Origin of the sequence: Escherichia sp. MOD1-EC5950 (assembly GCF_002965345.1) — a bacterium.
Lineage (GTDB): Bacteria > Pseudomonadota > Gammaproteobacteria > Enterobacterales > Enterobacteriaceae > Escherichia > Escherichia marmotae.
The window spans coordinates 198,191-213,440 of the sequence record NZ_PTSR01000004.1; the positions used below are offsets into that span (position 1 = coordinate 198,191).

Consider the following 15,250-nt stretch of genomic DNA (forward strand, 5'->3'; position numbering starts at 1 on the left):
GCACACTAATAATGGTAACCGTGACCGCGGCAAACACGATCCCCGAAATATGCATTACTGCAGTATATTGGCTACGATCTAAAATCCAGTCTCATTCCGAAATCAAAATCCGGGAGAATATCTCACAGGAGACATAGCACCTTTCTTTCTGAGGTCATCAGGGATCTTCTTACCTAAATAAAGCTGTGTAATCTCAGGAGGTGCAGCCCTACCCCGGAACCCAAATCGGGAACTTTGAGTAGCTTCAAATTCATCATCCGCGTCCCATGAGAGTATCTCTGGGAAATTCTCACGGGTAGACTTGAGCCACTCATCTGCGATATATACGCCCCTCACAATTCCTCTTACTGTCGCCAGTATGACCTCAGCCTTACGAGCGCGTTCAAGGCTGACACGCCAGCTAAAACGTACAGCATCATAGAGGTCAATATCCTTTGAGCTCCTGTTAACCGATATCATTAGGGTTTTATGTTGGAACGTAATTGTTTCAGGTTGGTACGTAGCGATTAGTTCTTTGATGTGTGCAGCACCGAACTCGTTACTACCAGCACCGTTCATGATGTTAGTCAAGCCGGGATAGGCGTCTATGAGTGCTGCTTCAACTTCGTAAGCCGTCTTTTCTTCAGCTATACCGTGCCGATGTATAACATGGATAACTTCAAGACCAGCTAATCTGATCTCTCGAAGTTGTTTGAGTTTGTTACTCAGTAACTCATCATCATCCACTGCAGCAACCTCACCACGCATATGGGCAAAGACACGATTACCTTTCCCTTTCCCTACGTAGAACGTACTGCCATCTCTCGGGTCAATCAGGCGGTAGACATACCAGCCAAGATGTTCGATTACTCCCGCTGGAAATTCATTAATATCCATATAATAATACCTGAAATTTAACCGTTTCATCGCAAAATATACACAATTATGTCAATTGACAACTTATAGTTCCCACTAGTTAGCATTAAGATTTTTACAATGAGGAATAATCAATGTCCGCTCCTGGCACAGAGTGGACGAACAACTGAAGACCCGCTGTGAGCGAGAAACAGACATCACAACTCACAAGGATTATACGCAGTTTGTTATCCAAACATACGGGTGCCAAGTGTTATAATCCGGCACTAACAGCATGATGCTTGGAAGTGCATTTAAATGTAAAATGATAGTGTACTCTGACTGAAGCCTGGTAAAAAGGAACTGATATGTACAACAACCTCTATGCCCTCACAGAAAGCCTTTTCTGGGTTGATCGACTTTTAGATCAGGAATATGAAAATATTGGATTGAATGAATTGCTAATTGAGTTAGATGAATATAATAAAAGAATAGATTCACTGATTATCGAGCAAGCAAATTCTGTACAGGAGTCTCGGCTAAATGTTTACATGGCGGGAAATCGTAATATTGAAAGGTATAAGAGTGGACTGTTTTCAATGGACAGAGTCATTCTTGATGATGTTCTGTATTCATTGAGCCTACGATACAGAGTGAGTCTAACAGAAAATGCATTTGAAAAAATTATTGTAAGCGATAGAAAAGAGAAGGTTGAACATCTCAGGAAGGAAATTGCTAGATTTATCAGGTTTGCTAAAGAAAACTTTGATCTTATCCGTGGTGAGTTTATCGTTTTTGTACGAAGCGAATCTTCTATTAAAGATTCGGAGAGGGGCAATGGAATTTTAGACGATAACTCTGATGCTAATTTTATATATCGATATCTCCCTCCTAATATTGCCCGTCTTTATGAAAATAGACTATCCGTAAAGAATATAGAACGTCTAGGTAACACAAATAAAATTCGGTTATTAAACAAAAATGTTTTATCGAATGAAATTATGTTGGAAATTAAAGACTGTGAAAGTTTATATACAAATGGATATATGTATCAACATATAAAAAATGCCATTGATAATGATGATGGCTCCATATCTATGGAGCTTGTCATGGGAAATCATAGCGGAAAAAAAAGTTATGAACGGTGGGTGCAGGGAGCAAAAAACCGTACGGTTCTCTTTCATTATAAAAACCTTATTACTGACCTTAACCAAGCGCATTCATGTAGAGCATCCCTGGGTGCATATTGCCCGTTTCATGGAGAGATTCTTCGTAAACTTGATCAAAAGAATGAAGTTCAGAGGGTTAAACTCTCTATAGACGTTCCATTCTTAGAGGGACTGACTCCAAGTGAACTCTACAAAATTAGAACTGACTACGAGCCGAGTTTTAATTCTTTCCGCTCTGTACTACGTGAAGCTGCGTATGATATAGAAGCAGAAAGTGATTCATATAAGAGACAACTAATAAATCAACATTTTGTCGAGCGGGTGTGGGATGAAGGATTGACAGATATTGAGCAAAAAATACAAGCCTATAAGCGGAAGAGTAAAAAAGAACTTTTTCTTAACAGTGTGCCTTCATTGATAGGTTTTATTGGTGCACCAAATCCAGTGTCGTTGGCTACAGGAGCTTTTACGATTCTAAAAGATGTCTTTAATATTACAAGCCATTCTTCAGAAATAAAGAGCCACCCTTCATATTTCCTTCTCATGATGTCAAAAGCCAAAAAATAAACCTTATGACTGAGGCAGTAGAAAATAAAGTGAAAATATATTCACTTAAGAAAAAAAGTTCTAAAGGGACATAATTAGATTAACCCAGTGACCTGTTCCCCTTGAATCAACATAGGCTGTTGTTAGCTACTTCCGCTTCTGACACGAAGCGGACAAAAAACTGAAGGTCCGCTGTGAGCGAGGAGCGGAAGTTGATTTTATTGAGAGTAAAACAGATCTATAGTAAATGGTCTTGTTATGTAGGGGATTTACGATAATTTTACTACCAAGGTCGTTAAAAATTCATATGAAATATCAACGATAGTGACCTATTTTTCATAAGGCCACTATATGAATCTATTGTTCTATTTTAATTTTATTTAACGTTATAGGGGCTGGGTTATAGCTAGGTATATATAATATCTCACTCCCTAGCTTGCGCTCTTTTATATTCACTTCTTTAGCGACAAGGTTACCGTCATACAACCTAATAATCACGTAGTCTTTAGATTGATCATGAAAGTAACTAAATTCTTTTTTTAATGACGCTTGTTGTAAACCAATTAAGAAACTAAATGTCATTATGGCAATAAGGGGAAGGGTTGCGGACCAAATTAAATAACTTGGATTACGTTTATGATTTTTAACAATTTTGTGTATAATATAAGTAACTGTTGCTATCGATAAACTTAAAACGAAAAAACCACCATATTCAGTCTTATGTCTATAAGACTGAACAATAAAAACAATCATGATAAAAACTGTAACTGCAGTAACTTTAACTGCTTTTACTTTACTTTCAGGCCATGGAGTAAAAAACATCAACATAACACAAATTATATTAAAAAATAAATATGACATACCCACGAATAAAAATTTAGAATCTAACGTTATAAACTCCATAGGATAATCAAAATGATATGCATAGCCATATTCAAATGAAATTGCAGACATATAAGATAGAACAGTTATTGCCAATATTAGCAAGGCTTCCTTGCTTTTTATAAAGTCAATTATCATGATATTTGTTTTTTAATGAATAAAATAATCACTTACCAGACAGTTAATCTTCTTAATTGTCATTGTGTTCAGTGAACCCCGAATTTTTCTCAGTTCTTCTGAAGAAGTCCTCATGTATATGATAACAACCAAAAAAATTTTTTTCACTAATTATACTAAAATCTATGAAGAATCAGCAGTGTGAAGCAGGGAGAATCTCTAACAAGAGACGCCGTCATTTTGTAAATTTCCCGGCAAACCAGATCATCTGCTTTTAGACATAGGATTCAATGTGCTATTACGGCGAGCTGTTCCCACAGATTGATGGAGATAGATGTTAGCAATGCCCGCTTTTGGTACGAAGCGGGCAAGCTAACTGAGTTGAAAGTTCGCTGTGAGCGAGGAGCGGAAGTTCGTAATTGTTCTCGCAACTAGGGTAGCTAAAAGACACGGCAGGCAAATGTCTACATGTAGGATACACTTGCTATTATCAAGAATTTTAGTCCTGAAGCATTTTAACTTTCTTCTCATGTTTTTTATATTCGCCATTTATCCATTCAGGTTCTTCCCGAATAGCTGAGCGCATACAGTATGTTGGGATATCATTCCAGAAAGCTGTAATCGCATCTGCAAACTCTATAAACTGTGTTTCTGTAACCTCAAGTTGCTCATGACGTAGACTAAATCTGTAGCCTCTTGGAATATTGATATCCTGATAATACTCAGGATGCGCGACGGAAAGCACCCGATGGGCATGGCCATCACCGTGCTTATAAACATTAACCACTTGGCGACAGGCATCGATTTTTTCGTAATAAGCCTTGCTGGTGATATCCATCCCAATCCATTCTAGAATTTCAATTAGCCTTGGGAAGCTAATGTCCCAGATCATCGATGTTATGGATTTAGCGTCGAGCCAATGGCTGAATTCTCTGATACACTTCTCTCGAAGTTCCTTGTCGAACTGATGAAACATTCCTGCTGTCAGAGCAAGGGAAACCGTATTTTTCATATCACTGAGAGCAATCCAATGTGAAATTCCTTCATCATGAGCCTGTTCACAGATAGCCCCTTCGTCGTCATAATCGGGGTCAAAACGCTTACCGGCGGCCTCATAGTAATCTTGTTCTCTCTGCCTGGCTTCAGCTTCAAGATCAGAATCGCTAAACTGCGAAAATAGACGCTTTCTGGCTTCAGCAACATAAAAATTGTGTTTGTCGAGGAAGTAAGACCGATCAATGGTTGCAAAATAAAAAGTGAAAAATCTTTGTTGCTCATGGGGATCTCCCTCGTTTTGTCAGTTGTACAAGCCCCTGGAAGTAGGCTACTAATAAAGAAAAAATTACCTTTGAATAACTGTGCAAGATAGCAGTACGCCTAAAAGTAGTGCAAGTATCCCAACCAGGATAACGATGCGTTTTCAAATATCTGACTTAACGCTTGCGATATCCGCTCTGGCAACAAAGTGGACTGTCAGATTAAATTTGTCTTCACGCCATAGATGTGTCAGCTCATATCTTATCTAATACACACAAGATTCTCTCATTCTTAGAGAATTAATCTTTTAAGGGTGGGTGTTGACGTTAGAACAAAAGAATAGATATTTTTGAAGCATATAATATGAGCTATAACCATAGAACGCATATAAAAGCTTACGGTGTGGTCTTATAATTTGGCACAAATGATTTACTAACCTGCTTCGGCGGGGCTTCTTTTTTATAGACTTCACGATGTGAAAACGAATAATAAACTGTGCAAATAATGCAGTTTTATTATTCGAGGTAATTATGAAAACCTTCTATGAGGGCTGGCCTGAAACTTTCGTTAGCCGGTTAGATATGTTACGAGCTCTGGATGATCGCGGCTCGACCCGGAGGCTCTATCTTGAGCGGACCGGGGCAATATTTGACGCTCTGGCAGAAGAGATACGTACAGCCGTTACCAGTCATCCTGAAATCGACGCGAGTGAACTTGATATCGGGCCGCTGTATCGCTATTACAAACATGGTGGAAAGGGGAATCCGCTGGCTGACTTACTTATTGAGTTAGCTCCACCAACCTGTGAACGGGTTCGTATATCTTCTGAAGTGTACACAATTCCGTATCTTTTTTTTGCACTGTTGATAGCGCAAGGCGCTGACAACGATGCCCGCGATTTTTTCAATATGATGATGCGATCGTTGATCATCGCCTACCGTTTCAAACAACTGGCGCGCTACCTTGGCACGAAGGGCGGAGGACGACCACAGCACAGATTAAAAAGCGAAGCCATTGAACTGGCTGATCGTTTTTTTACTGAAAACCCGACAGCGCCATTATCGCGTGGTGTGCAATACATATCCGGTATTTTTGTGGTGAAATACTCTGACCCACCTGCAGCGTCGACGATTAGAAAATGGTTAATTTCAATTTACAGGAATGATAAATAATGACCATAAACGGTTTAATCCCCTATAAAACCGTTTAGTAAAATTCACGACGTGAATATAATTGTTCATTATTCCCTCATTGTATTTGGCGTTATGACAAATGCCATAAAATACTGTATAAATGTACAGGTAATGGCGTTAGGGGGAAGACATGAATATTCAAGAATCTATAGGCGAACTACCGGAAACATGCCGGGCTGTTATCAAGCGTAAGGACGGACACATCGTTGGTGTGCGTGTTCTGACCGATGATGAACGGATTGCCAGCCTGATGGCGTTTCTCGAGTTGGCAGAAATAGCTGGATATACTATTACACCCCCTGACGCGTAAAACACGGTATAATACTGGTGCTGGATTGAACACCCGGCACCATTTTCTGAACACTGCCGCGCCACCTGGAGTTAACCATGGCGCAGCATTCATTTATCAGGGTATCCGGCGGTTCGCTAATACCCGCGACACCAGACACGCAACGCTGGTTGACTGAACGAGTCAAACCAGGTGCTGTTGTGTATGCAGATTTCAAACAGGCGCGTAATCCCGCGTTTCATCGTAAATTTTTCTCACTTCTCAACTTGGGCTTTGATTACTGGCATCCGTCCGGAGGGGCTATTTCTCCTGCGGAGCGCGAACTGGTTCACGGCTACGTTAAGTTACTGGCGTATTACGGTGGACACGGTGATGTCATGGCAGAGCTGGCTGATCAGTATCTTCTCGATGAGTCGGAAAAGCGCGCGGGGAATATCAGTGCGGTGAAGTCGTTCGAGGCGTTTCGCGCCTGGGCGATTATGGAAGCTGGGTTTTATGACGTTCATCAGATGCCAGATGGCAGTTTGATGCGCGTACCTCGTTCAATCTCGTTTGCTGCGATGGACGATCTTGAGTTCGGTCAACTGTATTCAGCCGTTTTAGATGTGCTGTGGAATTATATTTTGTTCCGCACGTTTGCCTCTCAGGAGGCCGCTGAAAATGCTGCCGCGCAGCTGCTGGATTACACATCATGAAAAAAATCGATCTGAGAAAAGCTGCACGTGGTCGCGCTTGTACTGTGCGTATCCCCGGTGTGTGCAATCACAATCCTGAAACCAGCGTACTGGCTCATTATCGTCTCGCCGGAACGTGCGGCACAGCCATCAAACCTCACGATATGCAGGGTGCTATCGCCTGCAGTGCGTGTCACGATGCCATCGACGGACGTACAAAAACGGATTACGAGCACGACTCATTGTTGTTGATGCACGCTGAGGGAGTTTTCAGAACACTGGCTATCTGGCGCGATGAGGAGTTTATCTGATGAGTAACGAGTATTTATTGGAATATACCCGCACAAAACTGCGCGCTGCATTGCGGGATTTGTCTGGTGGTTCTAAGGGGCAACTGGAAGCATTGTGTGAGCACCCGCCGGCAGATAAAAACGCATACCCACGCAAACATATTCATCGTGTGCAACTGGAGGACCGAACCGTTGATGCTCTGGTTACGCCAGTTTATGCTCTGGAAAGTTTCAGCAGACGTCGCCCCGCGCCGCCGATGAATGATTTTGAATTCGCTGATTCATCGTGGCGCCGCGCCGTGAACTCGCTCGACGTTAGTCAGCAGGCGTGGTTGCGCTATTGCTACGGTGGTAACCTGGCGTTCAAACACCAAACAGCTATTTGTGAGGCTGTCTGGAGTCGCTATAAAGGAAACATCCCCGCGTCAACTCAGAGAAAAATAGTCAAGCGCCTGCTTTCGTTGGTGTGGTTGTCCGTGCAGGCGGTTGCAGCAGCAAATAAACGCGAGGATTTTAAGGAGATGGCCGGATCTGCGCTAGCTGGAATGCTGTCGGTTTCTCGTTCCACCTGGTGCGAAACATACTCCCCGCACTGGGTAGGAATGAAAGAGGCGGTGAGAGCACTTGATGAAGTGGCACTTCTTGCAACTTTGCATCATTATCAGAACCATTTAGACGACGTTTGCGTATAATGCTTGCAAAACCGAACAAAATAGGCCATATTTAACGCTAATTTGGTATGTTGCCAAATATCTAAGAACCTCGCCACGGCGGGGTTTTGTCGTTTCTGAATCAGGAAAAATCATGTCTGAACCTCTAACCGCTGGCGTTGCTGCTGGCTCGGCGGGGGTGACGTTTGCTGCGTTATTTCCTGAGGCAACACCTGCAGTGATGATCTGTGCGCTGGCAGGCGCAGCTCTCTATGTGTCGTCGTCCGGGCAGCATCGATTCTGGAAGCAGGTTATTTTCGCACTCATTTCGTTTGTTGGCGGTGTGTATTGCGCTGAGACAGCATCAGCCATCATTACCGGTATTCTGAATGCGATGCTGAGTCACCTGAACCCTCCCGTAACAGTAAAAGTCTCTCCCGCCATTGGTGCACTGGTTGCATCAGTAATCAGCGTTACATCACTGTTGCGGATCATGTCACAAGCTCGTTTATGGAAATCAGATAAGGGGATGAAATAATGACCCTGCACTCTGTCCTCATCAATGCCAATGCAATTATCTGTCTGATGCTGGCACTGCGGTTGATGTTTTTTCAAAAAACAGGCCGCTATCGTTTTTTTATCTCACTAACTGCTTACCTGGCGATTCTGTCTGCTGCGTGGATAGCCCTACGAATTTTTTACGGGAAATATACGCAGGTTGATCCCGCAGAGTTCTTTCTCAACCTCACCATCTGTATTGCTGTCTGGCGGGCACGAGGAAATATTTCAAAAATAACAGGAGACAGGTAATGACCGATCCTAAATGGCTAATTGAGGCACGAAAAAATCTCGGCATCCGGGAAATGAAAGGGAAGCAACATGCTGCAGAAATTGTGCAGTACTGGAAAGATATCAAACGCGGCGGCATTAAGGATGACGAAACACCATGGTGCGCCGCCTTCACCGGAGCAATGCTGGAACGTGTTGGTATTCGCTCAACGCGTTTTGAGTCTGCGAATTCTTATCTCGATTGGGGTAATGAACTGAAGGAACCTGCCTATGGATGCATTGCTATTCTGTCTCGGTCTGGCGGTGGCCACGTTGGTTTTGTTGTCGGGAAAAATGCCGCCGGGGATTTAATGATTTTGGGGGGCAACCAGGCAGATGAAGTAAATATCAAAGCTTTTCCTCGTTCCCGCGTAACAGGCTACCGCTGGCCAGCAGGTCAAACGGATGTTCCACAATCACTTCCATTCGTGAATGCTGAGAAATCTATCTCAGAAGCGTAGGTAGCACGGAGCTAAGGGTTATTGTGGGTAATGAAGTAGTTATTTATGAACGTTCCGATTTTAGTCGATGGAATGGATCGCATTATCGCGTTGCAATTGCTGAGGGGCTAGTGGGTTGATTCCTCAAACGAACGAAGAAATGAATTATCAATCCATCTAAAGCCCCTCCAGCTTTGAAGGTTGCTAGTGGTGACTAGTAGCCCGGATAGAGGTTTTCGAAAATGTGCAAGGGATGTTTTGTACGAGCATAATCAGCAAGGATTTGGTTTGTTAAAGGCGTCTTGAGTGTTGTGGGTTCTCTTAAGAGATCGATGGCATCAAGACGCCTGTGCGCATCGCCTTCCAAGTAATTTATCGTAATGGCCGTGATTAAAAAATCATTGCAAAAACCACCGCAATGAATTTTCCAGCACGTATCGTGATTTGTCCACGTGGCATCAGAGCCGCATACAGGGCAATTTTTTGATTCCTGCAAACCAATAACCATAGAGCATTTCTCTTAATTGAATGTTCGAGTTAAAAGCATAGACGACACCTGTGCACCATGAGAATACAGTAGGATTTAATTATATGAGCAAAGCGGACTGGGAGGCCATCGAGACGGCATACCGGGCCGGAGTGATGTCCCTTCGAGAAATAGCATCACAAAACGGTATTAGCGAAGGCGCTATTCGTAAGCGGGCCAAGCGTGACGACTGGTCGCGTGACCTGAATGCGAAGGTGAAAGAACGCGCTGACGATCTGGTACGCAAAGCAGAGGTACGCAAACAGGTACGCAGCGAAGTTACTTTTAACGAACGCGTACTCATCGAGGCTACCGCCGAGATAATCGCCAATGTTCGCATGGAACATCGCGGCGACATCAAGCGAGCCAGGCAGATAACCAATGCCCTGTTTGATGAGCTTGGTGCTGAGGGCGCAGACGTAGCTGCACTGGAGAAGCTCGGAGAGTTGATGCTTGACTCTGACGATAAAGGCCAGGACAAACTCAATGAGATCTACCGCAAGGTTATCAGCATGCCGGAGCGTGTTAAGTCGCTAAAAGCACTGAGCGACGCGCTGAAGAACCTGGTCGGACTTGAACGCCAGGCCTACGATATCGACGGGCCAGAAGGCGACAACTCTGTTAAGCAACTGTCTGACCTGATGGATTCACTGTCTCAGGGGGCGTAATGAAACCTGAGCACCTTAAGTTGCTGTCCGATAAAAACTGGCGGCTGAACAATCTCTACTGGATCACCGACAAAGAGGGTAAGCCGACGCGGTTCAGGATGACACCTGAGCAGCGGGAATACTTCGAGGGGATCCACACCCGCAACATCATTCTTAAGGCTCGTCAGCTCGGATTCACGACCGAGGTGTGCATCATCCAGCTCGATGCAGCGCTGTTCGAGTCGGCAAAGTGCGCGCTTATTGCCCACACGCTGAATGACGCAAAACGCCTGTTCCGTGAAAAGGTGAAGTACGCATACGACAAGCTGCCAGCAGAGATAACGGCGGCCAACCCGGCGAGCAATGATTCTTCCGGAGAGCTCGTCTTTAAGAAGGGCGGATCACTCTACGTCAGTACGTCATTTCGTGGCGGTACGCTGCGTTACCTGCACGTTTCCGAGTTCGGGAAGATATGCGCCAAGTATCCTGACAAAGCCCGTGAAATTGTCACTGGTGCGTTTGAGGCAGTGTCAACCGGATGCTTTGCGACTATTGAGAGCACGGCGGAAGGGCGGGCGGGGTATTTCTTCGATTACTGCCAGACGGCAGAGAAGGCGCTGCTGCAGGGCAAAGCACAGTCTCCGCTGGACTGGAAGTTTTTCTTCTTCCCCTGGTGGAAGAACCCACAGTACGCAATCGACCCGGTGGAATCGCTGCCGGTGCGCCTGCTTGAGTATTTCGCTGAAATGGAGGCGAAGCACGGTGTAGTCGTCAACGAACGTCAGCAAGCTTGGTACTACGCCAAGCAATTCCGCTGGCTCTATACTAACAAGCGTATCGGACATATCCCGGATAACTCACACCTGCCGGTACACACATTCTGGGATATAGGCGTAGGTGACTCCACGGCTATCTGGTTCGTTCGCGAGGTTGGTGAAGAGTTCCACATCATCGACTACTACGAAAACTCTGGCGAGGGGCTGAGGCACTAAAGGTGCTAAAAGACCGAGGCTACGAGTATGGCGAGCATTGGGGGCCGCACGATATCGAGAACCGCGAGTTTGCTGCTGATGCGAAGTCACGTAAGGAGCTGGCGCGCGAGGGTTACGAAATAGACGGTCAGAACTATTCCCTTGAATTCAACGTAGTGCCAAAAACCAGCGTCGACACTGGTATTGAATCAGTTCGTGAAGTGCTCCTATTTTGCATTTTCGACGAAGAGAAGTGTGCTGTTGGCATATCTCACCTTGAAGGTTACCGCAAAGAGTGGGACGACAAGCGAGGCTGCTGGAAAGATAAACCGCTTCATGACTTTACATCTCACGGCGCTGATGGCTTTCGTTACTTTGCCGTCGCAAAAAATAACAAGATTGCTCATCAGGGCATGCTGGTCCGTTCCCGCTAATTTCTGGAGTACCCATGAACAAAGAACAACTGGCGGCAACGCAGCGTCAGGCGCGTTCAATGGAATGTGCACGCGCAAACAACCTCGACTTCCGTTTTTACGGAACCAGTAACACTAAGCGCAAAACCCTGTACAGAGAGTTCGGTTACCCCGAAGTATTAGGGTTTGATGATTTTTATCGCGCATATAAGCGAAATGCAGTTGCGCGTGCTGCTGTCCGTCGTGTCATTGATAACTGTTGGCAGGACAACCCCGAAATATTTGAGGGGGGGGGGAGAAAGAGGACGGCGCGAAAAAGGACAGCGCGTGGGATAAGCGCGTTAATAAATTATTTAAAAAGTTGTGGAAACAAATTAAAGGCGCGGATCGTCGAAACCTCGTAGGCAATTGTTCCGCGCTGCTGATTCAACTAAAAGATGGTGGTAAGTGGCATGCTCCTGTTAATACCACAACGGTAAGGTCGTTGCAGGAAAAGGCGCTTGTGCGTCTTATCCCAGTATGGGAAGCGCAGCTGGACGTTTCTCAGTGGAATAACGACCCGGACAGTGACACGTTCGGGATGCCGAAAATGTACCAGTTCACGGAAATGCCTGTCGGCAGTGAGAGTGGCAGGCCAGGACGCATCATTGATGTTCACCCGGATCGCGTTTTTATTCTGGCTGAGGGCGCTGATGATGACGGTATGGATGGTGAGTCCATGCTGGAGGCGGGATTCAATAAATTATTGGATATTGAAAAAATCTCCGGTGGCAGCGCCGAAGGCTTTCTGAAGAATGCCAGCCGCCAGCTTAATTTCAATTTCAGCGCCAAAACCAACTTTTCCCAACTTGCCCGCGCCCTTGGCGTCTCTGAGTCTGAATTATCTGATGCTATGGATGAACAGACCCGCAGACTAAATAACAACACGGATAGCGCAGTGATGATGCAAGAGGGTGATACCAGCGTCCTTTCCGTCGCCGCAGCAGATCCAGAGCCAACATGGCGAACGGCGCTTAATGAGTTTTGCGCCACAATCCCGGTTCCCGTGAAAATTCTTATCGGTATGCAGACAGGTGAACGCGCCAGTACCGAGGACATGAAAGACTGGGCGAAAACCGGTAATGCACGCCGCGCAGGTTTTCTGACAGATGTCATTGAGGGGGTTGTGCGGTGGTTTATCCATCTCGAAATAATTCCCGCCCCCAGCGAAGAAGAGATCACGATCCACTGGAGTGACCTGCTTGCTCCTGGGCAGGTCGAAAAAATCGACAACATGAACAAAATGGCAGACGTGGCAGTGAAAACCACTAACGCGTTTGGTCGTGCGGCAATAACTGAAAATGAAATTCGTTCTGTTGGTGAGTTCCCGCCACTGAAAGAATTTGAAGAGGAAAATGATGACGACCAGCCAAAGCAGACTGATCCTCTGGTCGGTTCAGAGGGAGACGCGTAAAAGTCCGGTAATACCACGGTCACGCACCGATCCTACCTTGTCACGAAATGCCGTGAAGAGAATGGCTGGCGATATTGAGAATCGCTATTTCGCCATAAAAAACGCACTGAAAAACCAGCTTGATATGCTCCTGCAAGGGCATTCTGCTGCGACAAACAGCCAACCATGGCACTTCCTTTGTCATGACGTGGATGATTCTTCAATGCTGTACCGGGTTAACGCGAGCACCTACGTTTGCGACATGTCTGGACGGCAGTTGGCAGGCCTGTTACAGATTGTGCAGATGATATTGGATGACTATCTACTGGAGGGGGGCTCGCATAATATCTGGGCGATGTCGTATGTGGTGGCGGAGTTCAAACGTGGAACTCACCAGGCTTACAACAGCCTTTCTCAGCAGTCCTCTGTTTACGCCAGCCAGACGACCTTTCCGCAGTTGTTAAGTATGCCTGCATATCAAAACCAGATTGCGGCTGCGTATGTTTCAACTTACAGCGACTGGAAGGGCATTGCTGATACGGCGCGTGTGGATCTCGCCAGTATTATTGCCAACGGCATAGGTCGGGGTGTTAACCCGAGAGACCTGGCTAGTACTATCAGCAAACGTCTTGATGTATCGAAGGCGAAAGCAAAATCTATTGCCCAGACGGAACAGGTTGGTGCTCTACGCGAAGCACTGTGGAATGAAGCCGACTGGGCGTCGTCAAGGCTTGGCCTGAATACCGGCCTGTTGTGGTTGTCTACGCTCAAGCCGACGACTCGTGCCTGGCACGCCGGTCGTCACGGTAAGGGCTATACCACTAAAGATGTGAGGGAATTCTACGCTGAGAACGGAAATCGGTACAACTGCTACTGTAGTCAGATACCGGTACTGCTCAATGACGACGGCAGTATCTTCAATGAAGGACTGACAGATAAGTTGACAACTGAACGCAAGCAGTGGAAACATGATTCTAATTAGTGCTAAATAACATCATCATAGTTTTCATGGTATTAAGTTGATGAGTATTACACCTCAGGAAGTTGGTTCATATATTCTATCCCTTATTGGTCAGATAACTATTGGGGGGGTGGTGGCTTGGTTTACTGCACGTTTCGCTTTAAGGCGCTTCCACAGTGAAAAGTGGTGGGAGAAGAAACATAAAGCTTATGGGGATCTTATAGATATCCTTATAGAGATGAAAGCTATATACCTCGCAGCGTCAAACCATCATGAAAGAATACATATAGCTGAGCAAAGGTTGTCTGAAGTTCCTGATTATTATTTCGACTGGAGTCAATTTAAGGTTTTAAAGAAGCAATTGAGGCGCTTGTATGTCTTGGCTCCAATATCTTTGAGTGAAATAACTAAAGAGCACTTAACTTGGTTTTTTTCATTAGACGCTAATGCTGATGAGATGATACATGAGGAAAATTATCCAGAGCAGGCTGCTTATAACGATATGGCTCTTGAGGTAGACAACCTGATTGAACTGATTGTGGATGATGCTAAGCATGAGCTTAACTTTAAGTGAGTCTAATAGAACTATGAACCCGCTTCGGCGGGTTTTTTATTGACCAAAATCCATCAAAGAGGACCCAGCATGAAACGCAACCGCGTTAACGTGCTGACGGTTATCAACTCCGCTTCAAATATCACAACTGAAACCATCGACGGACGCGAGCACATTGTCGTGCACGGCGTCGTGCCTATCGTTGACGATATTGTGATGAATCGGCGTTTTTATCCGTCAGCCGAAATTCAGAAATCCTATAACACTCTCGAACGTAACCCCATGCCACTGGATCACCCGGTGATTGATGGGGAAAACGTATCTGCCAGCGATCCGCGCGCCGTGAATAACTATCACGTAGGGGCGTGGTTTCAGAATGCTCGCCATGAAAACGGACGCGTCATCGGAGATATGTACGTTGATCGCCGTTATGCGGAGAACAGCGAGAAGGGTAAGCGCCTGGTTGTGTCAACGACGGATGAAAAGTGATCCACTTATATCTCCACCAACGGCCCAATATTGATCCACCGTTTTACTCAGGATTAGCTTCTGCTATAACCCCGGCCTTTCGTTTCTGT

19 protein-coding genes and 2 pseudogenes are annotated in these 15,250 nt (G+C 45.3%); 16 read left to right on the forward strand and 5 right to left on the reverse strand.

Annotated features, from left to right (window positions below):
- Positions 1-102: 102 nt before the first annotated feature.
- Complete coding sequence (locus tag BEA93_RS07940) at positions 103-876, reverse strand: LEM-3-like GIY-YIG domain-containing protein (RefSeq protein ID WP_105267642.1); 774 nt, start codon at positions 874-876, stop codon at positions 103-105.
- A 326-nt stretch (positions 877-1,202) separates the two neighbouring features.
- Here BEA93_RS07940 and BEA93_RS07945 point away from each other — a divergent pair, with 326 nt between their 5' ends.
- A complete protein-coding gene (locus BEA93_RS07945; RefSeq protein WP_236942888.1) occupies positions 1,203-2,570 on the forward strand; it encodes a hypothetical protein in 1,368 nt (455 codons plus the stop codon).
- A 336-nt stretch (positions 2,571-2,906) separates the two neighbouring features.
- Here BEA93_RS07945 and BEA93_RS07950 read toward each other — a convergent pair whose 3' ends face one another.
- From BEA93_RS07950 to BEA93_RS25635, 3 genes are all read right to left on the reverse strand, one after another.
- Positions 2,907-3,569 (reverse strand): hypothetical protein, encoded by a 663-nt coding sequence (locus tag BEA93_RS07950; protein ID WP_105267643.1) that lies wholly within the window; start codon positions 3,567-3,569, stop codon positions 2,907-2,909.
- 478 nt (positions 3,570-4,047) lie between these two features.
- The gene (locus BEA93_RS07955; RefSeq protein WP_236942889.1) at positions 4,048-4,560 is read right to left on the reverse strand and encodes a hypothetical protein; all 513 of its coding nucleotides are present in this window, start codon (positions 4,558-4,560) and stop codon (positions 4,048-4,050) included.
- Positions 4,557-4,826, reverse strand: a complete 270-nt coding sequence (locus BEA93_RS25635; RefSeq protein ID WP_236942890.1) for a hypothetical protein — start codon at positions 4,824-4,826, stop codon at positions 4,557-4,559. Before BEA93_RS25635 ends, BEA93_RS07955 begins: the two co-directional genes overlap by 4 nt.
- Before the next feature lie 509 nt (positions 4,827-5,335).
- Here BEA93_RS25635 and BEA93_RS07960 point away from each other — a divergent pair.
- The 8 genes from BEA93_RS07960 to BEA93_RS07995 all read left to right on the forward strand — a co-directional run bounded on the left by BEA93_RS07960 (position 5,336) and on the right by BEA93_RS07995 (position 9,190).
- Positions 5,336-5,977, forward strand: coding sequence for a hypothetical protein (locus BEA93_RS07960; RefSeq protein ID WP_105267644.1), 642 nt, complete (start codon positions 5,336-5,338; stop codon positions 5,975-5,977).
- Between the two features lie 151 nt (positions 5,978-6,128).
- Positions 6,129-6,308 (forward strand): hypothetical protein, encoded by a 180-nt coding sequence (locus BEA93_RS07965; RefSeq protein WP_001025459.1) that lies wholly within the window; start codon positions 6,129-6,131, stop codon positions 6,306-6,308.
- Positions 6,309-6,385: 77 nt separating this feature from the next.
- Complete coding sequence (locus tag BEA93_RS07970) at positions 6,386-6,982, forward strand: DUF1367 family protein (protein WP_000057009.1); 597 nt, start codon at positions 6,386-6,388, stop codon at positions 6,980-6,982.
- Positions 6,979-7,272: a DUF1364 domain-containing protein gene (locus BEA93_RS07975; protein ID WP_000717782.1), complete on the forward strand. Its 294-nt coding sequence runs from the start codon at positions 6,979-6,981 to the stop codon at positions 7,270-7,272. Before BEA93_RS07970 ends, BEA93_RS07975 begins: the two co-directional genes overlap by 4 nt.
- Positions 7,272-7,943, forward strand: a complete 672-nt coding sequence (locus BEA93_RS07980; RefSeq protein WP_105267645.1) for a bacteriophage antitermination protein Q — start codon at positions 7,272-7,274, stop codon at positions 7,941-7,943. The genes BEA93_RS07975 and BEA93_RS07980 overlap by 1 nt, the downstream gene beginning before the upstream one ends.
- Positions 7,944-8,055: 112 nt before the next feature.
- On the forward strand, positions 8,056-8,439 hold the full coding sequence (locus tag BEA93_RS07985; protein ID WP_105267646.1) for a putative holin: 384 nt from the start codon (positions 8,056-8,058) through the stop codon (positions 8,437-8,439).
- The gene (locus BEA93_RS07990) at positions 8,439-8,711 is read left to right on the forward strand and encodes a phage holin family protein (protein WP_000172496.1); all 273 of its coding nucleotides are present in this window, start codon (positions 8,439-8,441) and stop codon (positions 8,709-8,711) included. The genes BEA93_RS07985 and BEA93_RS07990 overlap by 1 nt, the downstream gene beginning before the upstream one ends.
- Positions 8,711-9,190, forward strand: coding sequence for a TIGR02594 family protein (locus BEA93_RS07995; RefSeq protein WP_000131874.1), 480 nt, complete (start codon positions 8,711-8,713; stop codon positions 9,188-9,190). Before BEA93_RS07990 ends, BEA93_RS07995 begins: the two co-directional genes overlap by 1 nt.
- Positions 9,191-9,383: 193 nt before the next feature.
- On the opposite strand, the gene BEA93_RS25220 is transcribed toward BEA93_RS07995, so the two are convergent.
- Positions 9,384-9,677, reverse strand: a complete 294-nt coding sequence (locus BEA93_RS25220) for a hypothetical protein (protein WP_157945143.1) — start codon at positions 9,675-9,677, stop codon at positions 9,384-9,386.
- Positions 9,678-9,760: 83 nt separating this feature from the next.
- On the opposite strand from BEA93_RS25220, the gene BEA93_RS08000 reads away from it, so the two are divergent.
- The 7 genes and pseudogenes from BEA93_RS08000 to BEA93_RS08025 form a co-directional block, all read left to right on the forward strand.
- Positions 9,761-10,363 (forward strand): hypothetical protein, encoded by a 603-nt coding sequence (locus tag BEA93_RS08000; RefSeq protein WP_105267647.1) that lies wholly within the window; start codon positions 9,761-9,763, stop codon positions 10,361-10,363.
- Positions 10,363-11,747, forward strand: a pseudogene (locus tag BEA93_RS08005) (terminase). The gene BEA93_RS08000 and the pseudogene BEA93_RS08005 overlap by 1 nt, the downstream one beginning before the upstream one ends.
- Before the next feature lie 14 nt (positions 11,748-11,761).
- Positions 11,762-12,130: a hypothetical protein gene (locus BEA93_RS25640; protein WP_236942891.1), complete on the forward strand. Its 369-nt coding sequence runs from the start codon at positions 11,762-11,764 to the stop codon at positions 12,128-12,130.
- Positions 12,088-13,179: an anti-CBASS protein Acb1 family protein gene (locus BEA93_RS08010; RefSeq protein WP_236942892.1), complete on the forward strand. Its 1,092-nt coding sequence runs from the start codon at positions 12,088-12,090 to the stop codon at positions 13,177-13,179. Before BEA93_RS25640 ends, BEA93_RS08010 begins: the two co-directional genes overlap by 43 nt.
- Positions 13,180-13,240: 61 nt before the next feature.
- On the forward strand, positions 13,241-14,140 hold the full coding sequence (locus BEA93_RS08015; RefSeq protein WP_105267648.1) for a phage minor head protein: 900 nt from the start codon (positions 13,241-13,243) through the stop codon (positions 14,138-14,140).
- A gap of 40 nt (positions 14,141-14,180) precedes the next feature.
- Positions 14,181-14,693 carry a hypothetical protein gene (locus BEA93_RS08020; RefSeq protein WP_105267649.1) on the forward strand — a complete coding sequence of 171 codons (513 nt, stop codon included), beginning with the start codon at positions 14,181-14,183 and terminating at the stop codon, positions 14,691-14,693.
- A gap of 69 nt (positions 14,694-14,762) precedes the next feature.
- Positions 14,763-15,137, forward strand: a pseudogene (locus BEA93_RS08025) (DUF2213 domain-containing protein); the annotation flags it as partial.
- Between the last annotated feature and the right edge of the window lie 113 nt (positions 15,138-15,250).